Source organism: Pseudomonas sp. GL-R-26 (assembly GCF_019947365.1).
Lineage (GTDB): Bacteria > Pseudomonadota > Gammaproteobacteria > Pseudomonadales > Pseudomonadaceae > Aquipseudomonas.
On sequence record NZ_JAGYGI010000034.1, the window covers coordinates 18,686 to 33,321 of the forward strand.

Below are 14,636 nucleotides of genomic sequence, written 5' to 3' on the forward strand. Positions count from 1 at the left end.
CTATCGAGGAAAGCATCATGAAGCTTAAAGCCACGGCACTGTTGATCACGTCTTTACTGGTACTGGCCGGTTGCGACCAGGCCGAGAAAAGCGCGCAACAATTGATGGGCAAGGCTGCCGAAAGCGCCAAACAGGCGATTGACGATACCCACAAGGCCGCCGAGCAAGCACTCAGTGACGCCACCAGCGGGTTGATCAGCAAAAAAGAATCATCGGAAAAAGAATCGGAAAAAACCGAATCTTCCTCCCAGGAAATCTAAACCGTATTACAACGAGTCAGGACTGACCCATGGACTACCTTTTACAACTTGCCGCCAGCCCCACCGCCTGGGTCGCCCTTGCCACCCTGATTGTGATGGAGATCGTGCTCGGCATCGATAACCTGATCTTCATTTCGATCCTGACCAACAAGCTGCCCTTGCACAATCGACAGCGGGCTCGGCGCATTGGTATTGGCATGGCGTTGATCCTGCGCCTGGGCTTGCTGAGCACCATCGCGTTCATCGTCCAGTTGACCGCACCGGTGATCGAGATTCTCGGCCACGCGTTTTCCTGGAAAGACATGATCCTGATTGCCGGTGGCCTGTTCCTGTTGTGGAAGGCAACCACCGAGATCCATCACAGCATGGACCCTGCACCGGAAGATCCGAAGTCGGCGACCTCGACCGTGACCCTGGGCTTCGCTGCCGCGATCGGTCAGATCCTGATGCTGGACATGGTGTTCTCCATCGACAGCATCATTACCGCTGTCGGCATGACCGAGCATTTGCCGATCATGGTCATCGCGGTGGTGGTGTCGGTACTGGTGATGTTGCTGGCGGCTGATCCGCTGGCCAAGTTCATCAACGACAATCCGACGGTGGTGATGCTGGCCCTGGGCTTCCTGATCATGATCGGCATGACGCTGATCGCCGAAGGCTTCGGCGCCCATGTACCGAAAGGCTACGTCTATGCGGCCATGGCATTCTCGGCTTCGATCGAGGTGTTGAACATGATGTCCCGCCGGGCCAGGCAGAAGCAGGTGGCCACTGAGGCTTAACCCACGCTAATAGAAACGGCCGCCTGGACTCCAAAGAGTGCAGGCGGCCGTTTTTGTTGGTATCGGATAAAGGTGGTGTCAGTGAGCGTTGGCGTGTTGGTTCGACGTCTCGTCCGCTTCTGGCGCAGGGGCTGGCTGGACAGGGTGATGGTGGCGGCGAGTAATGCGCAGCACGCCCCACAGCATGGCGGCGGCTACCGCCAGCCAGCCGCAAACCAACATTACTATGATCATGGTCAGGCTCATCTGTGCCTCCTCTTTGCCCTTCTTTGGGCACTCACGCTTCGCTGTCATCTCTTCAGGGAACAGTCTAGCCGTTGCTGCATTTCAGGCTATTGACCGAAAGTCGTCTGTCACCAACCAGTTCGCTCTATCGAATTCACTCCACTACCGTTTAGAGCTATACCGTAGCGGCGCGGCGACCTATGATCGACGACCAAGCCGGGAATGGGATTGCCTGGCGTCTGAACCTGAACAAGAGAGAGATGATGGTGCGGGTATTTTCTCGAATTTTGTCGGCCATGCTGATCGCCGGTTGCGTGGCAAGCCTGGCGGGCTGTGCCGGGAGCGTTGCGCCCGAGATCAAGCGCTTGCCGGAGCGAGTCGAACTCAGCGGCCGGTTCTACCGGGGCGATGCATACCAAAGCGGGCCGCAAGTGCTGGCCAGCATGCTGTCCCAGCAGGGCATCGTGATTACCCCGGGGCTGCTCGACAAACCCTTGCATTTGCCGGGGGGCGAAGCCCAGTTACAACAGAACATGCAGAACCTGGCCCGCGAGTACGGGATGGTCGTTTATCCCCTGGACAGCAACCTTGCGGCCTTGTTGACCCAAGTCGCCGCCGGTTATCCGGTGATGGTGCGCTTTACCGAAGGCTCGGCCATGTGGGCCGAACCGCGTTACGCCATTCTGGCCGGCTACAACCGCCAGAAGCAGACGGTCCTGCTGCGGGCCGGGATGAATCACCGCGAGCTGATGAGCTTCAGCTCCTTCGAGTCGGCGTTCAAGGACGCCGGAGGGTGGGCCGTGCTGATCCAGAATCCGACGCAAATCCCGGCCCAGGTCGATCAGCAGCGTTGGCTCAAGGCCGCCAACGATCTGGCCCAGGCCGGTCAGGAGCAGGCCGCCGCCAGGGCGAAAAAAGCCCTGGCCAGCCAGTAAGTCCGTTGGTCACCCGCCGGGCACCATCGCCCATCGCCAGCCTCTGATCTTAAGGGCCCGAAACATTACTTCGGGCCGAGATCAGGAGGCACCCATGGCTCATTCCAAAACGCCCGTCGGTCCGCACTCGGCTGAACACTCGTCTGGCAATGAGCTGGGTTTCGATCCCGATTCCCCGGACCTTGCCGATCCTCAGGTCGACCCGATCGGGCCCGCCAAGGCACCGAGGGACGTGAAACCGGGTGACAACCCCAAGGCTCCGGCCAAGCCCTATGATCCACTGGGTAATCTGAAGCCTTAGGTCCAATGGAGGTGCGTATGTCTACCGATTCCAGTTTCGACGACAAACGTCCGGAAACTGTCCCCACAACCCCCGAGCAAAGCACCGATCCAGTGATGGATCCCGACAGCCCGTTGAGGGACCCTCTGGCGCGGCCAACGGTGGTGCCCACTGAAAAGCCGAAGGGTTGGAGAGATCCAAGCACCGGCGACGGTATCCCGGATGACGACCAGATGCCGTTGCCCAACGACTGAATGTCGGGCGAAAAAAAGCCCCGAATGATCGGGGCTTTTCGTGCGTTGCCGATTTGTTACTTCGAGGCTTCAACCACGCCGCTTTGGCGTTGCTTGAGGTTCTTGTCCGATTTGTACTGCAGGGCCACAGAGGGCACGTCAGCACTGTGCCCGGTTTCGACCCAGTTGCGAATTCGCGTGGCATCGGCAAAGTGGGTGTACTTGCCGTAGGCGTCGAGGATCACCAGCGTAACCGGGCGATTCGCCATATGTGTCACCAGCACCAGGCAGTGACCAGCCTCGTTGGTGAAACCGGTCTTGGTCAGCTCGATGTTCCAGTTCGCTTTGTTGACCAGATGGTCGGTGTTGCGGAAACCCAGGCTGTAGTTGGGCTTGCGGAACGACACGGTTTTTTCCTTGGTGGTACTCAGCTCGGTCAACAATGGGTACCTGTGTGCAGCGACCAGCAGTTTGCTCAGGTCGCGGGCGGTGGATACGTTGCGCGGCGACAGGCCGGTGGGCTCGACGAAGTGGGTGTTGGTCATGCCCAGCGCCTTGGCCTTGGCGTTCATCGCGGCGATAAACGCGGCGTAGCCACCTGGATAGTGGTGCGCCAGGCTCGCGGCGGCGCGGTTTTCCGATGACATCAAGGCGATCAGCAGCATTTCCCGGCGCGGCATTTCGCTGTTGAGCTTGACCCGCGAGTACACACCTTTCATTTCCGGCGTGTCGCTGATGTTGATATTGATGTATTCGTCCATGTTCTGGCGGGCTTCAACCACCACCAGGCCCGTCATCAGCTTGCTGACTGAAGCGATGGGGACGACCACGTCAGGATTGCTGGCGTAGATGACTTTATTGGTCTGCATATCCACGAGCAGGGCGCTGCCGGAAGCGATCTTGAGATGTGAAGTATCTCGCGGGGCTGCGGTGGTTTCGCCAGCGTTGGCGATTGGCGTGATGAAAGTCCCTGTAACTGCAAAAAATAGGCTCAGGATGGAAAGACGGATTTTCACGCTGGCAGACTCATAAGGTGTTGATAAGCCGTTTTGTAACGGGCTATTTCGTAAAAAGCGCGACATTCTGGAGTATGGCTGAATAACTGTCGATGGTTGATCAAGTAACAGGTGAAAGTCCTGAGAAACATGAAAAAAAAGTCATTTTCCGTCGGGTGGTCGAGGTCGTTTTGCAGGCAAAAAAAACCCCGCCAGGGGGCGGGGTTCATCGTCACGCTGTCAGTGTCCGCGTTGAAACTCAGCTGTGCAGGGTTTCAGCGGCGTAAAGGGTGTTTTCCAGCAGGCAGGCACGGGTCATCGGGCCTACGCCGCCCGGTACCGGAGTGATCCAGCCGGCGCGGGGCAGGGCGGTTTCGTAGATCACGTCACCGACCAGCTTGCCGTCGTCCTGACGGTTGATGCCGACATCGATCACGATTGCGCCTTCCTTTATCCATTCGCCCTTGACCAGGCCCGGCTTGCCAGCGGCGACAACAACCAGGTCCGCACGGCCGACATGACCGGCCAGGTCCTTGGTAAAGCGGTGGGTGACGGTCACGGTGCAACCGGCCAGCAGCAATTCCATGGCCATCGGGCGGCCAACGATATTGGACGCGCCGACAACCACGGCATCCATCCCGTAAAGGTCGACACCGGTGCTTTCCAGCAGGGTCATGATGCCTTTGGGGGTGCAGGGGCGCAGCAGCGGGATACGCTGGGCCAGGCGACCGACGTTATAAGGATGGAAACCGTCGACGTCTTTATCCGGACGAATGCGTTCCAGCAGCCTGGAGGCGTCAAGGTGTTCGGGAAGCGGAAGCTGAAGCAGAACGCCGTCGATTGCAGGATCGTCGTTCAGGCGATCGATCAGCTCGGTCAGCGCTTCTTGAGTGGTTTCGGAAGGCAGGTCATAGGCTTGGGATAGAAAGCCGACCTCTTCACAGTCTTTACGCTTGTGCGAGACATAAACCTGAGAGGCAGGATCGCTGCCGACCAGGATCACCGCAAGGCCGGGCGTGCGCAGGCCTTGCTGGCGACGCTCGGTGACACGTTGGGCGATCTGCTGGCGCAGGCTGGCGGCGATCGATTTGCCGTCGATAAGTTGTGCAGTCATTGCGCGTGATTAACCATCGAGAGGGGAAAAAAAGAGAACGCATTCTCGCATGTCGTGCGGTGAGGGCAAAGGCGCTTGGTCTGCAAATTCCCCTAACTCCTTTAATTAAATGAATTTTTTTTAAAAAGGATTTGACGACCTTCGGGTGGCTCTATACTATTCGTCGCACTTGTCGGGCACAGCCTAGCACTGGTTAGGAAGGTTGAGCGGGATTACGATTCTGCGAGACTGGAAAGCACTTAGTTTGTAGTCCTCCAAGGTTACAGCTAACAAGGCGCCCGTAGCTCAGCTGGATAGAGCATCCGCCTTCTAAGCGGATGGTCGCAGGTTCGAGTCCTGCCGGGTGCGCCATTAGGCAGCTTTGGCACAAGTAGCGCGATATGGTGGGCGTAGCTCAGTTGGTAGAGCACGGGATTGTGACTCCCGTTGTCGTGGGTTCGATCCCCATCGTCCACCCCATATTTCGAAAGGCGCCAGATTAACAGTCTGGCGCCTTTGCTTTAAAGGCTTCACCCGCGGATGTGGTGGAATTGGTAGACACACTGGATTTAGGTTCCAGCGCCGCGAGGCGTAAGAGTTCGAGTCTCTTCATCCGCACCAATTAAAGCTTCACTCAGGCGTTTGACCTGGCTGGAGCTTGATAAAGAAGTTTGTTTGGCTTCTTTAACAGGCAATATGGTGGGCGTAGCTCAGTTGGTAGAGCACGGGATTGTGACTCCCGTTGTCGTGGGTTCGATCCCCATCGTCCACCCCATATTTCGAAAGGCGCCAGATTGAAAAGTCTGGCGCCTTTTTTGTTTCAGTGGCCGCAGGTTCCGGGTCGCAGGGGTAGGGCGTTTCGTCGTATTTATGTTTCTCGATGATGCAGTCCTGCCCGCCGGCCTTGCTTGCGAGATCGGCTGTCAGGGAGATGATTGGCGACCTTGTCTATATGTAGAAAGGTTGGCGCAGAGCCCTGGCGTGATTGGTTGTATTTGCCATCGGGGCGAGGTGCATTCGTGCATTCGCACCTATAAATTGCCTGCTGCGTTTTTACCCGTTTTCAGTAGGGTGACTTCTTGAGTTTGACCCACTAGAATGCATGCCCTTGATTCTGGGGTCGGAAACGGCCGGCTAACGTCTGTGCAACGAGGAATATCCATGCAAGTTTCTGTTGAAAATACTACTGCTCTTGAGCGCCGCATGAGCGTCACCGTGCCGGCTGAGCGCATCGAGAGCCAGGTCAACAAGCGTCTGCAGCAGACCGCCCAAAAGGCCAAGATTGCTGGCTTCCGTCCAGGCAAAGTGCCAATGAGCGAAATCAAGCGCCGTTTCGGTGCTGACGCTCGCCAGGAAGCTGTAGGCGACGTGATCCAGTCTTCCTTCTACGAAGCTGTGGTTGAGCAGAAGCTGAACCCGGCTGGTCAGCCTTCGATCGAGCCAAAATCCCTGGAAGCGGGCAAGGACCTGGAATACGTAGCCGTATTCGAAGTGTTCCCTGAGTTCACCGTTGCCGGTTTCGAAGGTATCACCGTAGAGCGCCTGAGCGCTGACGTGTCTGATGCCGATCTGGACAAGATGCTGGACATCCTGCGCAAGCAGAACACTCGTTTCGAAGTGGCCGATCGCGCCGCTCAAAACGAAGACCAACTGAACATTGACTTCGTCGGCAAGGTTGACGGTGAAGTGTTCGCTGGCGGTTCCGCCAAGGGTACTCAGCTGGTTCTGGGTTCCGGCCGCATGATCCCTGGTTTCGAAGATGGCCTGGTTGGCGCAAAAGCCGGTGAAGAACGCGTTCTGAACCTGACTTTCCCAGAGGACTATCAGAACCTGGACCTGGCTGGCAAAGCCGCCGAGTTCACCGTGACCGTCAACACTGTTTCCGAGCCAAAGCTGCCAGAACTGACCGAAGAGTTCTTCGCTCAATTCGGCATCAAGGAAACCGGTCTGGAAGGCTTCCGCGCCGAAGTTCGCAAGAACATGGAGCGTGAGCTGCGTCAGGCGATCAAATCCAAGGTCAAGAATCAGGTGATGGACGGTCTGCTGGCCACCAACCCGATCGAAGTGCCAAAGGCTCTGCTGTCCAACGAAGTTGACCGTCTGCGCGTGCAGGCTGTTCAGCAGTTCGGTGGCAACATCAAGCCTGACCAACTGCCGGCCGAGCTGTTCGAAGAGCAGGCCAAGCGCCGTGTAGTGCTGGGCCTGATCGTGGCTGAAGTGGTCAAGCAATTCGACCTGAAGCCTGACGAAGCCCGCGTTCGCGAGATGATTCAGGAAATGGCTTCGGCCTACCAGGAGCCTGAGCAAGTTGTGTCCTGGTACTACAAGAACGACCAGCAACTGAACGAAGTTCGCTCGGTTGTGCTGGAAGAGCAAGTTGTGGATACTGTTCTGCAGAAAGCTAGCGTGACCGACAAATCGGTCTCTTACGAAGAAGCGGTCAAGCCGGTAGAAGCACCACAAGCCGACTGATCAGTTTTGCGGTAAGAAGCAAACACCATAAGCCAGCTTTCGAGCTGGCTTATGCGTATTCAAGACATAACTATTTGGGAGTGACTGCAGAGCATGTTCCGTAATTCGTATATTCAGCAGAACTCTGATATCCAGGCCGCAGGCGGCCTGGTCCCGATGGTTGTCGAGCAGTCCGCTCGTGGCGAGCGCGCCTACGACATCTACTCGCGTCTCCTCAAGGAGCGGGTGATCTTTCTGGTTGGTCCGGTAGAGGACTACATGGCCAACCTGATCTGTGCGCAATTGCTGTTCCTTGAAGCGGAAAACCCGGACAAGGACATCCATCTCTATATCAACTCCCCGGGCGGTTCGGTGACGGCTGGCATGTCGATCTACGACACCATGCAGTTCATCAAACCCAACGTGTCGACCACTTGTATCGGTCAGGCGTGCAGCATGGGCGCGTTCCTGCTGACTGCCGGTGCACAAGGCAAGCGTTACTGCCTGCCGAACTCGCGTGTGATGATTCACCAGCCACTGGGTGGTTTCCAGGGCCAGGCGTCGGATATCGAAATCCATGCCAAGGAAATCCTCTTCATTCGCGAGCGTCTCAACACGCTGATGGCCAAGCACAGCGGGCGCACTCTCGAAGAAATCGAGCGCGATACCAACCGCGACAACTTCATGAGTGCAGATGCCGCGCGTGAGTACGGGTTGATCGATGAAGTGATCAGCCAGCGTCCTGCTTAAACCAAGCAGCTCAAAATAAGGTTGGTCGGCGGGTCCGATCACCAGCGGGCTTGAAAAAGCCCGCAATAGCCTTCATCTTGTGTTGCAAGCCTATCGGATTTGGATCGAACGAATGACTGACACCCGCAACGGCGAGGACAACGGCAAGCTGCTCTATTGCTCCTTCTGTGGCAAAAGCCAGCATGAAGTGCGCAAATTGATTGCCGGCCCCTCGGTCTTTATCTGCGACGAGTGCGTCGACTTGTGCAACGACATCATCCGCGAGGAGGTGCAGGAAGCACAGGCCGAAAGCAGCGCGCATAAATTGCCTTCGCCTAAAGAAATCAGCGGCATCCTTGATCAGTATGTGATTGGTCAGGAGCGTGCGAAAAAGGTTCTGGCCGTAGCGGTGTACAACCACTACAAACGCCTGAATCAGCGTGACAAAAAGAATGACGACGTCGAACTCGGCAAGAGCAACATCCTGCTGATCGGCCCGACAGGCTCGGGTAAGACCCTGCTTGCCGAAACACTGGCCCGCTTGCTGAACGTTCCGTTCACCATCGCCGACGCAACCACCCTCACCGAGGCGGGTTACGTGGGTGAAGATGTCGAGAACATCATTCAGAAGCTGTTGCAGAAGTGCGATTACGACGTGGAAAAAGCCCAGATGGGCATTGTCTACATCGATGAAATCGACAAGATTTCGCGCAAGTCTGACAACCCGTCGATCACCCGGGACGTTTCTGGTGAAGGCGTGCAACAAGCCCTGCTCAAGTTGATCGAAGGCACGGTCGCTTCCGTTCCACCACAAGGTGGTCGCAAGCATCCGCAGCAGGAATTCCTGCAGGTCGACACCCGTAACATCCTGTTTATCTGCGGTGGCGCGTTCTCTGGTCTTGAGAAGGTCATTCAAAACCGTTCCACCAAAGGTGGCATCGGTTTCAACGCAGAAGTGCGCAGCAAGGAAGAAGGCAAGAAAGTCGGTGAGTCCCTGCGTGAAGTCGAGCCTGACGATCTGGTCAAGTTCGGTCTGATCCCGGAATTCGTCGGTCGTCTGCCGGTACTTGCCACGCTGGACGAGCTTGACGAGGCTGCACTGATGCAGATCCTCACCGAGCCGAAAAATGCCCTGACCAAGCAGTATGCCAAGCTGTTCGAGATGGAAGGCGTTGATCTGGAATTCCGTTCCGACGCTCTGAAGTCGGTCGCCAAGCGTGCCCTGGAACGTAAAACCGGTGCCCGTGGCCTGCGTTCGATTCTCGAAGGTGTGTTGCTCGACACTATGTATGAAATCCCCTCGCAATCCGAGGTGAGCAAAGTAGTGATCGATGAAAGCGTGATAGAAGGCAAGTCCAAGCCACTGTACATCTACGAAAACAGTGAGCCGACCGCCAAGGCCGCGCCAGACGCTTAAGCGTCACGCAGCCGGTACAAAGAAGGGGCCTTCGGGCCCCTTTGCTTTTTGCGCGTTTTACACAGTCTTTGTGCTTGTTTTTTTTGAAGGCTGCCCCCATCTTGGTTTCAAGCTTACTTCCATCTGTTTCCGGCCTTACGGCCGCCGTAGAGGCGAAATCATGAAGACAACCATCGAATTGCCTCTCCTGCCATTGCGTGATGTCGTGGTTTATCCGCACATGGTTATCCCGCTGTTCGTGGGGCGCGAGAAATCCATCGAAGCCCTCGAGGCTGCGATGACGGGTGACAAGCAGATTCTTCTGCTGGCCCAGAGAAACCCGGCTGACGACGATCCCGGTGAAGAGGCCCTGTACCGCGTTGGTACGATTGCCACCGTTCTGCAGCTGCTGAAGCTGCCTGACGGAACGGTCAAGGTTCTGGTCGAAGGCGAGCAGCGGGGCGCCGTTGAGCGCTTCAGTGAAGTGGATGGCCACTGTCGTGCCGAAGTCTCCCTGATCGACGAAGTTGAAGCACCAGAGCGCGAGTCGGAAGTGTTCGTTCGCAGCCTGCTGTCTCAGTTCGAGCAATATGTGCAGTTGGGCAAGAAAGTCCCGGCTGAAGTCCTGTCGTCGCTCAACAGCATCGATGAGCCAGGCCGCCTGGTAGACACCATGGCCGCGCACATGGCCCTGAAGATCGAACAGAAGCAGGAAATCCTCGAAATCATCGATTTGTCGGCCCGGGTCGAGCATGTTCTGGCGCTGCTGGATGCCGAGATCGATCTGCTGCAAGTCGAAAAACGCATTCGCGGCCGCGTCAAAAAACAAATGGAGCGCAGTCAGCGCGAGTACTACCTGAATGAGCAGATGAAGGCCATTCAGAAAGAGCTCGGCGACAGCGACGAAGGTCACAACGAAGTCGAAGAGCTGAAAAAGCGTATCGATGCCGCCGGCCTGCCGAAAGAAGCGCTGGCCAAGGCGACGGCCGAACTGAACAAGCTCAAGCAGATGTCACCGATGTCCGCGGAAGCGACCGTGGTGCGCTCGTACATCGACTGGCTGGTTCAGGTGCCGTGGAAGGCCCAGAGCAAGGTGCGCCTGGACCTGGCGCGTGCAGAAGACATTCTGGATGCCGACCACTATGGCCTCGAAGAGGTCAAGGAACGCATCCTCGAATACCTCGCCGTGCAAAAGCGCGTGAAGAAAATTCGTGGTCCGGTGTTGTGCCTGGTCGGTCCTCCAGGGGTGGGTAAAACATCCCTGGCGGAGTCGATTGCTCACGCCACCAACCGCAAATTCGTGCGCATGGCCCTCGGTGGCGTGCGTGATGAGGCGGAAATTCGTGGCCATCGCCGTACTTACATCGGTTCGATGCCAGGAAGATTGATTCAAAAGATGACAAAAGTGGGTGTCCGCAACCCGCTGTTCCTGCTCGATGAAATCGACAAGATGGGCAGCGACATGCGTGGCGATCCGGCATCGGCGTTGTTGGAAGTGCTCGATCCGGAGCAGAACCACAACTTCAACGATCACTATCTGGAAGTCGATTACGACCTGTCCGATGTGATGTTCCTGTGCACCTCGAACTCGATGAACATCCCGCCGGCGTTGCTGGACCGGATGGAAGTGATCCGTCTGCCGGGCTACACCGAAGACGAGAAGATCAACATCGCTGTCAAATACCTTTCGCCAAAGCAGATTACGGCCAACGGCCTGAAGAAAGGCGAGCTGGAGTTTGACGCAGAAGCGATCCGCGACATCATCCGCTACTACACCCGTGAAGCCGGTGTGCGTGGGCTGGAGCGCCAGATTGCCAAGGTCTGCCGCAAGGCGGTCAAGGAACATGCGCTGGAAAAACGCTTCTCGGTGAAGGTCACCGCAGACATGCTGGAACACTTCCTGGGCGTGCGTAAATTCCGCTACGGCCTGGCCGAGCAGCAGGATCAGATCGGTCAGGTGACCGGGCTGGCGTGGACTCAGGTAGGTGGCGAACTGCTGACTATCGAAGCGGCCGTCGTACCGGGCAAGGGCCAGTTGATCAAGACCGGTTCCCTGGGTGACGTGATGGTCGAATCGATCACTGCGGCCTTGACCGTTGTCCGCAGCCGGGCGAAGAGCCTGGGGATCCCCCTGGACTTCCATGAGAAGCGCGACACGCACATCCATATGCCAGAAGGGGCAACTCCCAAGGACGGCCCTAGCGCTGGTGTAGGCATGTGTACGGCCCTTGTATCGGCATTGACCGGCATTCCGGTGCGCGCGGATGTCGCCATGACCGGCGAAATCACGTTGCGTGGCCAGGTATTGGCCATTGGCGGCTTGAAAGAAAAACTGCTGGCGGCCCATCGCGGTGGAATCAAGACCGTGATCATTCCTGAAGAGAATGTGCGCGATCTCAAAGAGATTCCGGACAATATCAAGCAGGATCTACAGATTAAACCGGTTAAATGGATTGACGAGGTCCTGCAAATTGCGCTGCAATACGCGCCGGAGCCCTTGCCGGATGTGGCTCCGGAGATAGTCGCGAAGGATGAGAAACGCGACGCAGATTCTAAGGAAAGAATTAGCACGCATTAAGTACGTATTTGCCTGGGGGGCTTTCTTGACAGCTTTTTAGAGCCCTTGTTATAAAGCGGCTCTTAAGTGTCTGTAGGCCATTCAGCACTCGTTTTTGCTTTCACCAAAAAAACTTAGAATCATACTCAAATAGATATAAGGGGACTTAGAGTGAACAAGTCGGAACTGATTGATGCTATCGCTGCATCCGCTGATATCCCGAAAGCTGCTGCTGGCCGTGCGCTGGACGCTGTAATCGAATCCGTCACTGGCGCTCTCAAGGCTGGCGACTCTGTTGTTCTGGTTGGTTTCGGTACCTTCTCCGTAACTGATCGTCCGGCTCGCATTGGTCGTAACCCACAGACCGGTAAGACGCTGGAAATCGCAGCAGCCAAAAAACCAGGTTTCAAAGCCGGTAAAGCACTGAAAGAAGCTGTCAACTAAGTTCGATTCAGGTTTTTACCCATCCGGGTCGGGGTCATGCCTGACTTGGCAGCGGAGCGGCAGTCCTGACAGCAGGTCGCCGGTTCAAGACACCGAGGGTCGCCAGTTCGAGCCCTCGATCCGCTCCGCCAGTTACGAGAAGGCGCATCCTCGGATGCGCCTTTCTTCTATCCGGACTCTACCCACGCTCCACGGTTGCCTAATTTTGAAGTTCAACCGTTTCTGGGGGACGCATGCTGCAGAATATCAGGGACAATTCACAAGGCTGGATTGCCAAGACTATTATCGGGGTCATCGTTGTTCTGATGGCTTTGACCGGTTTCGATGCCATCTTCAAGGCTACGTCGCACAGTAATGATGCGGCCAAGGTCAACGGCGATGAAATCAGCCAGAACGAACTGAGCCAGGCGGTCGATATGCAACGCCGCCAGCTCATGCAACAGCTGGGCAAGGATTTCGATGCTTCCTTGCTGGATGAAAAAATGTTGCGCGACTCGGCTCTGAAGGGCCTGATCGATCGCAAGCTGCTGCTGCAAGGCGCAGAAAACTCGAAATTCGCTTTTTCCGAAGCGGCGCTTGATCAGGTCATCCTGCAAACACCCGAGTTTCAGGTTGATGGCAAGTTCAGTTCCGATCGTTTCGACCAAGTGATTCGCCAACTCGGCTATACCCGCATGCAATTCCGCCAGATGCTGGCTCAGGAAATGCTGATTGGTCAGCTGCGTGCCGGTCTGGCCGGTAGCGGTTTCGTGACCGATGCACAGGTGCTGGCGTTTGCCCGTCTGGAAAAACAGACCCGCGATTTCGCTTCCCTGAACATCAAGGCCGACCCGGCAGCGGTGAAACTGACCGACGATGAGGTCAAGGCTTACTACGACGAGCACGCCAAGGAATTCATGACGCCGGATCAGGTGGTCATCGATTACCTCGAGCTGAAGAAGGCTTCCTTCTTCGATCAGGTCAGCGTCAATGACGAAGACCTGCAGGCGGCCTATCAGAAAGAAATCGCGAACCTGTCCGAGCAACGCCAGGCGGCGCACATTCTGATTGAAGTGAACGACAAGACCACCGAGGCTCAAGCCAAGGCGAAGATCGAAGAGATTCAGGCCCGTCTGGCCAAGGGCGAGAAGTTCGAGGCCCTGGCCAAGGAGTTCTCCCAGGATCCGGGTTCGGCGAACAACGGCGGTGACCTGGGTTATGCCGGTCCTGGCGTCTACGACCCGGCGTTCGAGAAAGCCCTGTATTCGTTGGCCAAGGACCAGGTTTCCGCGCCGGTTCGCACCGATTTCGGGTATCACCTGATCAAGCTGTTGGGCGTGGAAGCGCCTGAAGTACCGACATTCGCCAGCCTGAAAGACAAGCTGACCCGTGGTCTGAAGACCCAGCAGGTCGAGCAGCGTTTCGTCGAAGCGAGCAAGCAACTGGAAGACGCCTCGTTCGAAGCCTCTGACTTGGCTCAGCCAGCGCAGGACCTGAAACTGACCGTCCACACGTCCAAGCCGTTCGGCCGTGAAGGCGGTGAGGGTATTGCGGCCAACCGTGCCGTGATCACTGCCGCGTTCAGCCCGGAAGTGCTGGATGAGGGTGCGAACAGCACCGCCATCGAGCTCGATCCGGAAACCGTGGTCGTGTTGCGTGCCAAGGAGCACCTGAAGCCTTCGCAATTGCCGCTGGAAAGCGTCTCTGCCGCGATCCGTGTGCAATTGGCCAAGGAACACGCCAGCGCCGATGCCAAGACCAAGGCTGAAGCCCTGATTGCCAGCCTGCGCGATGGCAAGACCCCGCTGGATCAGACGGTCGACGGCCAGGCCTGGAAAGTCACCGAGGCGGCTACTCGCGCTCAGGAAGGTGTCGACCCAGCGGTGCTGCAAGCGCTGTTCCGCATGGCGAAGCCTGCGGCCAAGGACAAACCGACCTTCACCAGCGTGACGCTGACTGATGGCAGCCTGATGATCGTGCGCCTCAATGGTGTGAACGAAGCCGCGGCGCCGACTGAAGAAGAGAAAGCGCAGTATCGTCGCTACCTCGCTTCGCGCATCGGCCAGCAAGACTTTGCGGCTTATCGCAAGCAGTTGGAAAGCCAGGCAGACATCAAGCGTTACTGATGCCTGACCAGGTTTGACGCTGCACAGGAGACCCCGGCCGAAAGGCCGGGGTCTTTTTGTTTGGCCGTACGTCATTTGCCGCGGTGACTTTTGCGCAAAACCGGGGTCAATCAGCCTGTAACCGTTTTAAGACACGATCGATGCTCCGCTAAGC

14 protein-coding genes and 4 tRNA genes are annotated in these 14,636 nt (G+C 56.9%); 15 read left to right on the plus strand and 3 right to left on the minus strand.

Annotated elements, in window-relative coordinates:
• The first annotated feature begins 17 nt into the window (after window positions 1–17).
• Window positions 18–260: a hypothetical protein gene (locus KGA96_RS25555; protein WP_008048837.1), complete on the plus strand. Its 243-nt coding sequence runs from the start codon at window positions 18–20 to the stop codon at window positions 258–260.
• A gap of 29 nt (window positions 261–289) precedes the next feature.
• The gene (locus tag KGA96_RS25560) at window positions 290–1,039 is read left to right on the plus strand and encodes a TerC family protein (protein WP_046043059.1); all 750 of its coding nucleotides are present in this window, start codon (window positions 290–292) and stop codon (window positions 1,037–1,039) included.
• Between the two features lie 78 nt (window positions 1,040–1,117).
• Here the strand turns inward: KGA96_RS25560 and KGA96_RS25565 are convergent, their stop codons facing one another.
• The gene (locus tag KGA96_RS25565) at window positions 1,118–1,285 is read right to left on the minus strand and encodes a hypothetical protein (protein ID WP_185754846.1); all 168 of its coding nucleotides are present in this window, start codon (window positions 1,283–1,285) and stop codon (window positions 1,118–1,120) included.
• Between the two features lie 179 nt (window positions 1,286–1,464).
• Between KGA96_RS25565 and KGA96_RS25570 the strand changes: the two genes are divergently transcribed.
• From KGA96_RS25570 to KGA96_RS25580, 3 genes are all read left to right on the plus strand, one after another.
• The gene (locus tag KGA96_RS25570) at window positions 1,465–2,199 is read left to right on the plus strand and encodes a peptidase C39 family protein (RefSeq protein ID WP_223465935.1); all 735 of its coding nucleotides are present in this window, start codon (window positions 1,465–1,467) and stop codon (window positions 2,197–2,199) included.
• A 94-nt stretch (window positions 2,200–2,293) separates the two neighbouring features.
• Window positions 2,294–2,500: a DUF6021 family protein gene (locus tag KGA96_RS25575; protein ID WP_046043055.1), complete on the plus strand. Its 207-nt coding sequence runs from the start codon at window positions 2,294–2,296 to the stop codon at window positions 2,498–2,500.
• A 17-nt stretch (window positions 2,501–2,517) separates the two neighbouring features.
• Entirely contained in the window at window positions 2,518–2,733 is a 216-nt protein-coding gene (locus KGA96_RS25580; RefSeq protein WP_007977127.1) for a hypothetical protein, read from the plus strand.
• A gap of 56 nt (window positions 2,734–2,789) precedes the next feature.
• On the opposite strand, the gene pbpG is transcribed toward KGA96_RS25580, so the two are convergent.
• Window positions 2,790–3,728, minus strand: coding sequence for a D-alanyl-D-alanine endopeptidase (pbpG, locus tag KGA96_RS25585; RefSeq protein ID WP_046043053.1), 939 nt, complete (start codon window positions 3,726–3,728; stop codon window positions 2,790–2,792).
• 238 nt (window positions 3,729–3,966) lie between these two features.
• The gene (gene folD / locus KGA96_RS25590; protein WP_046043051.1) at window positions 3,967–4,821 is read right to left on the minus strand and encodes a bifunctional methylenetetrahydrofolate dehydrogenase/methenyltetrahydrofolate cyclohydrolase FolD; all 855 of its coding nucleotides are present in this window, start codon (window positions 4,819–4,821) and stop codon (window positions 3,967–3,969) included.
• 274 nt (window positions 4,822–5,095) lie between these two features.
• Here folD and KGA96_RS25595 point away from each other — a divergent pair.
• The 10 genes from KGA96_RS25595 to KGA96_RS25640 all read left to right on the plus strand — a co-directional run bounded on the left by KGA96_RS25595 (window position 5,096) and on the right by KGA96_RS25640 (window position 14,482).
• Window positions 5,096–5,172, plus strand: a tRNA-Arg gene (locus KGA96_RS25595).
• A 32-nt stretch (window positions 5,173–5,204) separates the two neighbouring features.
• Window positions 5,205–5,280, plus strand: a tRNA-His gene (locus KGA96_RS25600).
• Window positions 5,281–5,336: 56 nt separating this feature from the next.
• Window positions 5,337–5,421 (plus strand) — tRNA-Leu (locus KGA96_RS25605).
• Window positions 5,422–5,499: 78 nt separating this feature from the next.
• Window positions 5,500–5,575, plus strand: a tRNA-His gene (locus KGA96_RS25610).
• Window positions 5,576–5,961: 386 nt separating this feature from the next.
• Entirely contained in the window at window positions 5,962–7,272 is a 1,311-nt protein-coding gene (gene tig / locus KGA96_RS25615; protein WP_046043049.1) for a trigger factor, read from the plus strand.
• A gap of 93 nt (window positions 7,273–7,365) precedes the next feature.
• On the plus strand, window positions 7,366–8,001 hold the full coding sequence (gene clpP, locus KGA96_RS25620; RefSeq protein ID WP_015094302.1) for an ATP-dependent Clp endopeptidase proteolytic subunit ClpP: 636 nt from the start codon (window positions 7,366–7,368) through the stop codon (window positions 7,999–8,001).
• Window positions 8,002–8,113: 112 nt separating this feature from the next.
• Window positions 8,114–9,397 (plus strand): ATP-dependent Clp protease ATP-binding subunit ClpX, encoded by a 1,284-nt coding sequence (clpX, locus tag KGA96_RS25625; RefSeq protein ID WP_007982210.1) that lies wholly within the window; start codon window positions 8,114–8,116, stop codon window positions 9,395–9,397.
• Between the two features lie 160 nt (window positions 9,398–9,557).
• Window positions 9,558–11,954 (plus strand): endopeptidase La, encoded by a 2,397-nt coding sequence (gene lon / locus KGA96_RS25630; RefSeq protein ID WP_046043048.1) that lies wholly within the window; start codon window positions 9,558–9,560, stop codon window positions 11,952–11,954.
• 150 nt (window positions 11,955–12,104) lie between these two features.
• The gene (locus KGA96_RS25635) at window positions 12,105–12,377 is read left to right on the plus strand and encodes an HU family DNA-binding protein (RefSeq protein WP_002552737.1); all 273 of its coding nucleotides are present in this window, start codon (window positions 12,105–12,107) and stop codon (window positions 12,375–12,377) included.
• Window positions 12,378–12,610: 233 nt separating this feature from the next.
• Window positions 12,611–14,482 carry a SurA N-terminal domain-containing protein gene (locus KGA96_RS25640; protein ID WP_223515337.1) on the plus strand — a complete coding sequence of 624 codons (1,872 nt, stop codon included), beginning with the start codon at window positions 12,611–12,613 and terminating at the stop codon, window positions 14,480–14,482.
• Window positions 14,483–14,636: the final 154 nt, after the last annotated feature.

Bases quoted from the DNA above. Each gene is read 5' to 3' on its own strand.
- KGA96_RS25640 (WP_223515337.1), top strand. From the start codon at position 12,611: ATGCTGCAGAATATCAGGGACAATTCACAAGGCTGGATTGCCAAGACT.
- KGA96_RS25560 (WP_046043059.1), top strand. From the start codon at position 290: ATGGACTACCTTTTACAACTTGCCGCCAGCCCCACCGCCTGGGTCGCC.
- KGA96_RS25565 (WP_185754846.1), bottom strand. From the start codon at position 1,285: ATGAGCCTGACCATGATCATAGTAATGTTGGTTTGCGGCTGGCTGGCG.
- lon (WP_046043048.1), top strand. From the start codon at position 9,558: ATGAAGACAACCATCGAATTGCCTCTCCTGCCATTGCGTGATGTCGTG.
- KGA96_RS25555 (WP_008048837.1), top strand. From the start codon at position 18: ATGAAGCTTAAAGCCACGGCACTGTTGATCACGTCTTTACTGGTACTG.
- KGA96_RS25570 (WP_223465935.1), top strand. From the start codon at position 1,465: ATGATCGACGACCAAGCCGGGAATGGGATTGCCTGGCGTCTGAACCTG.
- KGA96_RS25580 (WP_007977127.1), top strand. From the start codon at position 2,518: ATGTCTACCGATTCCAGTTTCGACGACAAACGTCCGGAAACTGTCCCC.
- tig (WP_046043049.1), top strand. From the start codon at position 5,962: ATGCAAGTTTCTGTTGAAAATACTACTGCTCTTGAGCGCCGCATGAGC.
- clpP (WP_015094302.1), top strand. From the start codon at position 7,366: ATGTTCCGTAATTCGTATATTCAGCAGAACTCTGATATCCAGGCCGCA.
- KGA96_RS25575 (WP_046043055.1), top strand. From the start codon at position 2,294: ATGGCTCATTCCAAAACGCCCGTCGGTCCGCACTCGGCTGAACACTCG.
- clpX (WP_007982210.1), top strand. From the start codon at position 8,114: ATGACTGACACCCGCAACGGCGAGGACAACGGCAAGCTGCTCTATTGC.
- folD (WP_046043051.1), bottom strand. From the start codon at position 4,821: ATGACTGCACAACTTATCGACGGCAAATCGATCGCCGCCAGCCTGCGC.